The 9,521-nt window shown below is 43.3% G+C and carries 7 protein-coding genes and 1 tRNA gene; 6 read left to right on the forward strand and 2 right to left on the reverse strand.

The window, feature by feature from the left end:
* Nucleotides 1-276: 276 nt before the first annotated feature.
* Nucleotides 277-2,454: a DNA helicase RecQ gene (gene recQ / locus ACRD7A_RS18775; RefSeq protein ID WP_430812930.1), complete on the reverse strand. Its 2,178-nt coding sequence runs from the start codon at nt 2,452-2,454 to the stop codon at nt 277-279.
* A gap of 351 nt (nt 2,455-2,805) precedes the next feature.
* Between recQ and tatC the strand changes: the two genes are divergently transcribed.
* The 6 genes from tatC (at nt 2,806) to clpX (ending at nt 8,217) form a co-directional block, all read left to right on the forward strand.
* Nucleotides 2,806-3,627 (forward strand): twin-arginine translocase subunit TatC, encoded by an 822-nt coding sequence (gene tatC / locus ACRD7A_RS18780; RefSeq protein WP_430812931.1) that lies wholly within the window; start codon nt 2,806-2,808, stop codon nt 3,625-3,627.
* 4 nt (nt 3,628-3,631) lie between these two features.
* Entirely contained in the window at nt 3,632-4,393 is a 762-nt protein-coding gene (gene lptB / locus ACRD7A_RS18785) for an LPS export ABC transporter ATP-binding protein (RefSeq protein ID WP_430812932.1), read from the forward strand.
* Between the two features lie 72 nt (nt 4,394-4,465).
* Nucleotides 4,466-4,547, forward strand: a tRNA-Leu gene (locus ACRD7A_RS18790).
* Between the two features lie 139 nt (nt 4,548-4,686).
* A complete protein-coding gene (tig, locus tag ACRD7A_RS18795) occupies nt 4,687-6,045 on the forward strand; it encodes a trigger factor (protein ID WP_430812933.1) in 1,359 nt (452 codons plus the stop codon).
* Between the two features lie 196 nt (nt 6,046-6,241).
* Nucleotides 6,242-6,922, forward strand: coding sequence for an ATP-dependent Clp endopeptidase proteolytic subunit ClpP (gene clpP / locus ACRD7A_RS18800; RefSeq protein WP_430812934.1), 681 nt, complete (start codon nt 6,242-6,244; stop codon nt 6,920-6,922).
* An 80-nt stretch (nt 6,923-7,002) separates the two neighbouring features.
* Complete coding sequence (clpX, locus tag ACRD7A_RS18805) at nt 7,003-8,217, forward strand: ATP-dependent Clp protease ATP-binding subunit ClpX (RefSeq protein WP_430812935.1); 1,215 nt, start codon at nt 7,003-7,005, stop codon at nt 8,215-8,217.
* Nucleotides 8,218-8,278: 61 nt separating this feature from the next.
* Here the strand turns inward: clpX and ACRD7A_RS18810 are convergent, their stop codons facing one another.
* Nucleotides 8,279-9,379: a glycosyltransferase gene (locus ACRD7A_RS18810; protein ID WP_430812936.1), complete on the reverse strand. Its 1,101-nt coding sequence runs from the start codon at nt 9,377-9,379 to the stop codon at nt 8,279-8,281.
* Nucleotides 9,380-9,521 lie beyond the last annotated feature (142 nt).

A 9,521-nucleotide genomic window follows, 5' to 3' on the forward strand; every position in this document is an offset into this window, starting at 1 on the left:
TAAGGAAAGGTTTTTGAAAATAGACCTATGTTATCAACAACTAATCGGTTTTACAACGCATTATTAAACTATAGCCAAATAAAATAAAGAAGCCTTCAGCGAAATAATAGCAGTAGCTAATAAAAATTGCCGCAGAACAGCGCTTTCAGTTTATTGATTTTACTTGGGTTTTTTAATCATACTAAAATTAAAAATATCAAATAATCAACAAAAACGAAGTCAAAATAACAACAGGTAGCTGCGGAACCCCTATCAACAGAGCTCCGCCCTGACCTATTAATTTCCTACTTCCGAAATAAATTTAATGCGCACGATACGCACATCTTCCTCGGAGTACTGATCTTCTCCCAGCTCGTCAAGTGCTGCCTGAATATCATCCGTCTCTGCGTCTTCCTTGAAATAGTAGAAGATATCATCGCGATGATCCTCATCCATCACCTGATCGATGTAATAATCGATATTAACGCGGGTACCGGAATACACAATAGACTCAAGCTCTTTGATCAGCTCAACCATCTCCATTCCTTTGGAGGCCGCAATGTCATCCAATGGCATCTGACGGTCGATACTTTGTATAATCGCAATTTTATTTTTTGATTTATTGGCGATAGACTTAACCACCAGATCTATGGGGCGCTCAATCTCATTCTCCTCCACATGACGACCAATCAGCTTGATGAACTCTTTTCCAAAGCGTTTTGCTTTACCGGTTCCCACGCCCGGTATATTCTGAAGCTCCTCGATAGTGATCGGATAATAGGTAGACATAGCCTCCAGCGATGGATCCTGAAAGATCACAAAGGGCGGAAGATTAAGCCGCTTGGAAAGATCCTTACGCAAGTCCTTCAACATATTAAACAACACCGTATCAACCGCAGCCGTTCCGCCTGTATTCGTTTCTTCCTCCACCGTATCAAAATCATGATCTTTGGTCATCACAATAGAGTAGGGGGCTTTTAGAAAAGCATGCCCAGCCTTGCTAAGATGCAATAAGCCGTAGGACTCAATATCCTTGATAATCAATCCTCTGACCAGCGACTGACGCACAACAGCATTCCAATGCTTCTCATCGTGCTCATCGCCCGAACCGAACTCATCCAGTTCGTGGTGTTTGTAGGATTTAATGGCAGTATTGGCATTCCCCGTAAGTACATTAATAATATGGTCGGATTTAAAACGCTCCTTAAGCTGAAGGATCATCTTCAACAACTTTTCCACATCAGTCTGTCCTTCAAACTCCTCTTTCGGATTCACGCAGTTGTCGCAGGTCTCACAATCCTTTACTGTATACTTCTCACCAAAGTAATGCAATAGGGTTTTACGTCGACACACCGATGATTCGGCATAGGATACGGTCTCCAGCAACAGCTGCTTACCAATCTCCTGCTCAGCCAGCGGCTTACCCTGCATAAACTTTTCGAGCTTCTGAATATCTTTATAACTATAGAAGGCGATGCATCGTCCTTCGCCACCATCGCGTCCTGCCCGGCCGGTTTCCTGGTAATAACCTTCCAGGCTCTTGGGGATATCGTAGTGAATCACCAGGCGCACATCCGGCTTGTCAATGCCCATACCAAAGGCAATGGTTGCCACAATCACATCGGTCTCCTCCATCAGGAACTGATCCTGATTCTTAGCCCGGGTAGAAGCATCCATCCCAGCATGATAAGGCAGCGCTTTAATTCCATTAACTACCAGCGTCTCCGCCAATTCTTCTACCTTCTTACGGCTCAAACAGTAGATAATGGCCGATTTACCGGTGTAATTTTTAAGTATCTTAATAATTTCTTTGGAAGCATGCATCTTTGGCCTTACTTCGTAAAAGAGGTTGGGTCGGTTAAATGATGATTTAAAGACCATGGCATTAAGCATACCCAGGTTTTTCTGAATGTCGTGCTGTACCTTGGGGGTAGCCGTTGCCGTTAAGGCAATTACGGGCGACTCACCAATCTCACTAATGATGGGTCGTATGCGACGATACTCAGGCCTGAAATCGTGTCCCCACTCCGATATACAGTGCGCCTCATCAACAGCATAGAATGATATTTTTACCTGCTTCAGAAACTCAATATTCTCTTCCTTGGTAAGTGACTCGGGCGCCACATAAAGCAACTTAGTCTTACCGGCCAGAATATCTTCCTTCACCTTGTTAATGGCCGTTTTTGTTAGCGATGAGTTCAGAAAATGGGCGATACCATCGTCTTCACTGAAGTTACGCATGGCATCCACCTGGTTTTTCATAAGCGCTATTAACGGCGAAATCACAATGGCGGTTCCTTCCAATAGCAAAGCCGGAAGCTGGTAGCACAATGACTTTCCACCCCCGGTGGGCATTAACACAAAGGTGTCGTTGCCTTGTAATACGTTGTTGATGACCTCCTCTTGATTCCCCTTGAAGGTATCAAACCCAAAATGCTTTTTAAGACCAGCATTTAGATCCAACTGCTTTGTCATAACAATATCCCTATTTCAGACCGTTGTCCCCCATGGGTCAACAGTTGTTGTTATCCTCGATTATAGATTGCAACAAAAATAAAATAACCTTTTAACTTTTGTAGGTTTTAAGCCTTGAAAACCAAAATGTATTCTTTATACAGATCCTTGCCCACTATGTTACAATGTTGAATGAAGTTAGATAATATCTTTGGCATAAGCAAAATTGTTTGTGTTTAGGAATAGCTATGTTATCTTCGCAATCATCACTAACTGTTTATTAAGGTATTTAGCTTTAAATTTTTTTAACATTTGAATTACAGGCGATCATCTACTTTTGTTAATTCAAGATTTTATTAAAAAAATAAGTGCATGACTGAAGAAAACAATAAGGAAATGTCGTTTTTGGAACACCTTGAAGTATTAAGGTGGCATCTGGTGCGCGCTTTCGGGAGTGTTTTTGTGTTTGCCATTCTGGCCTTCATCTTCAAAAGCTTTGTATTCGACACGGTTATTCTGGCACCCTCCAACCCTGACTTCTTCACCAACCGCCTCCTTTGCGAAGCCGCACAGCTGTTGGATATGCCGCTTTTATGTATTAACCAGATACCCCTTAGCTTTCAGAATATAAGTATGTCAGGCCAGTTTACCACCCATATTTGGGTGTCGTTTGTAGCTGGCATCGTAGTGGCCTTCCCCTACATCTTTTTTGAGTTCTGGCGCTTTGTGAAGCCGGCATTATATCAAAATGAGATACGCAATTCGCGCGGCGCCATCTTTTTTGCCTCCACGCTATTCTCCATCGGCATCCTATTCGCCTACTACATTATATGCCCCTTATCTGTGCATTTTTTAGGTACCTATCAGGTCAGCGATAAGGTAGAAAATATCGTGAATTTGGGCTCCTACATCAGCACCATCACCTCCATCGTACTGGCAGGCGGTATCATATTTGAGCTGCCTATATTCATTTATTTCCTGGCCAAGGTGGGATTGGTCACTTCACATTTCCTGATTAAATACCGCAAACACTCCATTGTTGTTGCCTTATTACTGGCGGCCATAATTACACCGCCCGATGTCATCAGTCAGTTGCTTGTTTGCTTTCCCCTTATTATATTATATGAGTCGGGCATTATCATAGCTAAACGACTTGAAAGAAAGAACGACGTATTTACGCCCGCTAAAGCATAGCCTTATGGATGAACAACCCTTAAAATTACATACCGACACCCTCATTAAAAAATATAAAAACCGCACCGTTGTAAAAGGTGTGTCTGTAAATGTGCAGCAAGGTGAAGTTGTAGGTTTGCTGGGACCCAACGGAGCGGGAAAAACTACCTCATTCTATATGATGGTGGGGCTGATTACCCCCAACAGTGGCCGCATATTTTTAAATGATGAAGAGATAACCGATGCTCCGGTTTACAAAAGGGCACAAAAAGGAATTGGTTACCTAGCGCAGGAGGCCAGTGTGTTTCGTCAACTGAGCGTGGAGGATAACATCAAGGCCGTATTGCAGATGACCAAATTCTCAAAAGAGTATCAGGATCAAAGACTGGAAGAACTACTGGAGGAATTTAGCCTGACACACATACGCAAGAGCCTGGGTATACAACTGTCGGGGGGCGAACGCCGACGCACCGAGATAGCGAGAGCACTGGCCATTAATCCCAAATTCATCTTACTGGATGAGCCCTTTGCCGGGGTAGACCCCATTGCCGTGCGCGACATACAGGAAATTGTAGCCAAGCTGAAATTTAAAAACATCGGTATTCTCATTACCGACCACAACGTGCACGAGACATTGGCAATATGCGACCGTGCCTACCTGCTGTTCGAAGGGAAAATACTGAAAGCAGGTACTGCTGAGGAACTTGCACTTGATGAGGATGTGAAACGTTTATATTTGGGTGATGACTTTGAGCTGAGGCGGCGAGAGTTTACACCAGAAAATTAATTTGAAAAATTCTTAATAAAAATTTGGTGGCAAAGAAAAAGGCTATATCTTTGCACCGCGAAACTAAGAAATGCGGATGTGGCGTAATTGGTAGCCGCGCTAGACTTAGGATCTAGTGCCTTCGGGCGTGGGGGTTCGAGTCCCTTCATCCGCACAAAACCGCCTCACTTACGAAGTAATTCCGTGGTGAGGCGGTTTTTAAGTTTGGACAAATTGTGAAATAAAAATAGATTCCAACCTCCTTTGAATGTAAAAGTGATAGGGGGGAACGGTTCACTTTAAATCTTTAGGAAATGAATATTTCAAAGGAAAACATTGACGCATTAAACGCGGTTATCAAATTAACTGTTGAGAAAGAGGACTACGCAGGCCGAGTGGATAATGTTCTTAAAGACTACCGTAAGCGTGTTAACATGCCGGGATTCCGCGCTGGTAAAGTACCGATGGGAGTGGTTAAGAAAATGTATGGAAAAGCAGTTATTGCTGATGAAGTGAACAAGCTGGTTTCTGAAAAAATTCACAACTACATTGTTGAAGAGAAGCTTGACCTCCTGGGAGAGCCCCTTCCATCAGAGTCGCAAGAACTGATCGACTTTGACAATGCCGATAAATTTGATTTTGCTTTCGACATTGCCCTGGCTCCCGAAATTGAGCTGAACCTGAGCAAACGCATCAAACTTCCATATTACAAAGTAACCATCTCAGACGAGATGTTTAAGCAGCAGAAAGATTCCGTAACCGGTCGTTTTGGTACGCACGAAAAAGTAGAGGCTGCCACTGAAAAATCACTGGTAAAAGGTAATTTCGCACAGCTGGAGAATGGTGAAGTAAAAGAAGACGGTATTGCTCCACAAGATGTGGTAATGTCAATGGCCATTGTGAAGGATGAGGATGAGAAAGCAAAACTGATGGGTGCTAAAGCCGGTGACGTGATTGTTTTCGATCCTAAGAAAGCATTCCCCAATGACACGGAGATTTCGCACATGCTGAAAATCACCAAGGAAGAAGCTGAAGCCCTAAGTGGTGACTTCCAGTTCACTGTAACGGAAATAACTGAGTTTGTAGAAGCAGAGCTGAACCAGGAACTTTTCGACAAAGCATTTGGCGAAGGTGTGGTTAACTCAGAAGAAGAGTTCAATGCCCGTATCAAGGAAGATATAGAGAAGAATCTGGCCATGGAAACAGAATACCGTTTCTCAATGGATGCCAAGGAAAAATTAATGGGCAAAGTGAAAGTTGATTTCCCTGAAGCCTTCCTTAAGCGTTGGCTACTGGCTACAAATCGCGATAATGAAAAACTGGATGAGGCAACTTTAGAAGCTGAGATGCCACGTTTCCTTGAAGACCTTAAATGGCAGCTTATTCGCAACACACTGGTGAAGAACAACGAGATTAAAATCGAAGAAGCTGACGTAATTGAGTTTGCCAAAAAATCGGCCAAGATGCAATTTATGCAGTACGGACTGGCTAGTGTACCTGAGGAGCACCTTGAGAACTACGCACAGGAAATGATTAAGCAGGAAGAGCAACGTCGTCAGATGGCTGAAGGAGCAATGCAGGAGAAAGTAATCGCTTTCATTAAAGAAGCCGTTAAGGTAGAAGAGAAAGAAATTGCACGCGATGACTTCAACAAGCTTTTTGAGACAAAATAAGCTTAATGACACGAAGCATTAAGCAATAAGAATACAACAAGAATAGCTCTGCCCTGCAGGGCTATTCTTGTTTCTGCGTAAGAGCAGCCAACAATTAAAGTACAATAAGTGTTAACTTTAGCGCATATCGCAGTTCAATATCAATAAGTTCGGCTTAATTTGTTAAATTAGCACTTTCAAACAAAACTATTTGAAAATGATAGATCCTAAAGATTTTAAAAAATACGCAACAAAGCACCTGGGCATTAACAGCCTGGCTTTGGATCAATACACCTCGGTAACCAACAGTTATATTTCACCCACCATTATCGAAGAGCGTCAGCTGAACGTAGCAAGCATGGACGTTTTCTCACGTCTGATGATGGACCGTATCATCTTTTTGGGACTGCCCATTGATGATTATGTAGCCAACGTTATTCAGGCGCAGCTGCTGTATTTAGAGTCGGCCGATCCGTCAAAAGATATTTCCATCTATTTTAACACACCAGGGGGATCAGTATATGCCGGATTAGGTATTTACGACACCATGCAATACATCTCATCCGACATAGCTACCATCTGTACAGGTATGGCCGCCTCAATGGGTGCCGTACTGCTTACTGCCGGAACCAAGGGTAAGCGCACCGCTTTAAAGCACTCACGCATTATGATTCACCAACCCATGGGTGGCGCACAGGGACAAGCCTCTGATATTGAGATTACAGCACGCGAAATAGGAAAGTTAAAAAAGGAGCTGTACACCATTATTGCTGATCATTCGGGCAACACCTATAAGAAGGTAGAGAAAGATTCGGATCGCGATTATTGGATGACAGCAGAGGAAGCTAAAGAATACGGAATGATCGATGAAGTGCTCGTTCGAAATTCAAGTAAATAAGATATTTTAAATACGATTAGCGATGCAGATTCAACTGCTGGGTTGGCTCTGCATTCGTTTTCTATACGAGAGAAAGAAATATGGATAAATGTTCATTTTGCGGTAGAGAGAGAAAGGACACCAACTTACTGATAGCCGGTGTTTCGGGGCATATTTGCGATAGCTGTATTGAACAGGCACATTCCATCCTGGACGAAGAGGTAAAGAAGAAAAACTCTTTTGACGTTGATGCGATTAAGCTGCTTAAGCCACTGGAAATTAAAGGCTTCTTAGATCAGTATGTGATCGGACAGGAGGCTGCTAAAAAATACTTATCAGTTGCCGTTTATAACCACTACAAGCGCTTGATGCAGAAAAGCAGTGCTGATGAAGTGGAGATTGAAAAGTCAAACATCATACTGGTGGGCGAAACAGGTACGGGCAAAACACTGCTGGCGCGCACCATTGCGCGTATGCTACACGTGCCTTTTACCATTGTAGATGCCACGGTTTTAACCGAAGCAGGTTATGTGGGTGAAGATATCGAAAGTATTCTAACACGTCTGCTGCAAGCTGCCGATTATAATGTGGAAGCTGCTGAAAAAGGCATTGTCTTTATCGATGAGATTGATAAGATCGCTCGCAAAAGCGATAACCCCTCCATTACACGCGATGTATCCGGTGAGGGGGTTCAACAGGGACTACTTAAATTGCTGGAAGGATCAGTTGTGAATGTACCCCCGCAAGGCGGTCGTAAGCACCCCGAGCAGAAAATGATACCTGTAAATACCAAGAATATTCTTTTTGTTTGTGGTGGTGCCTTCGATGGTATTGAACGTAAAATTGCACAGCGCCTAAACACTAAGGTAGTGGGCTATATGGCCAGTAAGTCCAACGAGAAGATTGATAGTCAGAACCTATTACAATACATTGCGCCTCAGGATTTAAAATCATTTGGCCTGATACCTGAGATCATCGGCCGCCTGCCGGTACTTACCTACCTGCAACCTCTTGATCGTGAGATACTGCGTCGCATTCTTAACGAACCAAAGAACTCCATCATCAAGCAGTATGAGAAACTATTTGAGATAGATGGCATCACCCTTAAGTTCGAAGATGATGTGCTGGATTACGTGGTAGATACAGCCGTTGAGTTTAAACTGGGTGCCCGTGGCTTACGCTCCATCTGCGAAACCATAATGATGGATGCCATGTTTAACGCTCCCTCTGAAGATGCCAAAGAGCTGGTAATCACACTTGATTTTGCAAAGAAAAAAATGGAACATGCCAACATGGCTCGTCTTAAGGCCAGCTGATAAGCATTCATTTAAGGATATATGAATAGAGCAGCCTGATGGCTGCTTTTTTTGTATCAGATCAGATATGCCGCGATTTCCATCGCACAGTAACAAATAACGGATAAAGCAGCGTAATAAGCACATACAAGGGATAGAGCAGCTGCCATACCAACACTTCCATAAAAGATAGCTTAAGCCCTAAATCACTTTCGCCAAGCTTAAGCAGCCGGTAATCAAACAGGCTCTTTAAGAATAAAGATGTACAAAAGAAAATCAGGAAGTAGGGCTGCCATAAAACCAGCACAAGAGAAAGAAAAAGAATAAAATTAGTAACACTGACCAGAATACCCGTGCCTATGATATGCCTATCTCTGTAGTTTCGTGCTTTGGCCGCCCAGCGCGCTCTCTGCTGCATAAAACTGGCAAAACTATCCAATGCATGGGTCTGTACTAAGGCCCTGGGTGTTTTTAAATAATGGATGCTACATCCCTCTTTTTTCATCCATTCTAACAGAAACATATCATCGCCAGATGCTATAACAGGTTGTATCTGTGCTCGCAGGTAAAGTTCTTTGCGGCAAGCCAGATTGGCCCCGTTACACATAATGGGCTTACCGTCCAAAGCCGCCGCCCCACCACTGAGCTGCAAAGCCGCAAAATCAAGCTGCTGGAAGCGCTGCAGCCAACCAGCACTTATCGTTAGACTTACCGGGCCAATAATAAGATCGGCCTTATTGAGTGCAAAGTAAGCCGCGATGGAGGCCAGCCAATCGGCATGAAAGGTACAATCTGCATCACTGGTAACAATATACTGATAACGCGCTGCCTGCACTCCCTGCAACAAAGCCGCCTTTTTACCCGATGCTGTGGCCTCAATCACCCTGACAGGATACTTAAAACTTGTGAGGGCGCTGCGCAGGACCTCTAAACTGTTGTCTATAGAATGATCATTTACCAATATAAGCTCCCAACAATCCCATGATTGTTTATTAAGCGAATGAATCAAGCTTGCCAAGTTAGCAGCCTCATCTTTAAAGGGAATGATCAGAGAGAGGGGGACACCTTGCTTTCCACTACCACTAGTAAAAACAGCACTCCAAAGCCAGGTGCGGCGCCAATGTATCAGCTTTTGGCAATACCAAAGCAGTGGTAAGATGAAAAGAAAGTAAACAATGCCCATATTAAAGTTCTGTTCGGACGTCCGACGCGCCTAATCCTTTGATAATTAACTGCCTATCAAATATGATGGCTATAGTTTAATAATGCGTTGTAAAACCGATTAGTTGTTGATAACATAGGTCTATTTTCAAAAACCTTTCCTT

This window comes from Carboxylicivirga longa (assembly GCF_050589825.1).
Classification (GTDB): Bacteria; Bacteroidota; Bacteroidia; order Bacteroidales; family Marinilabiliaceae; genus Carboxylicivirga; species Carboxylicivirga longa.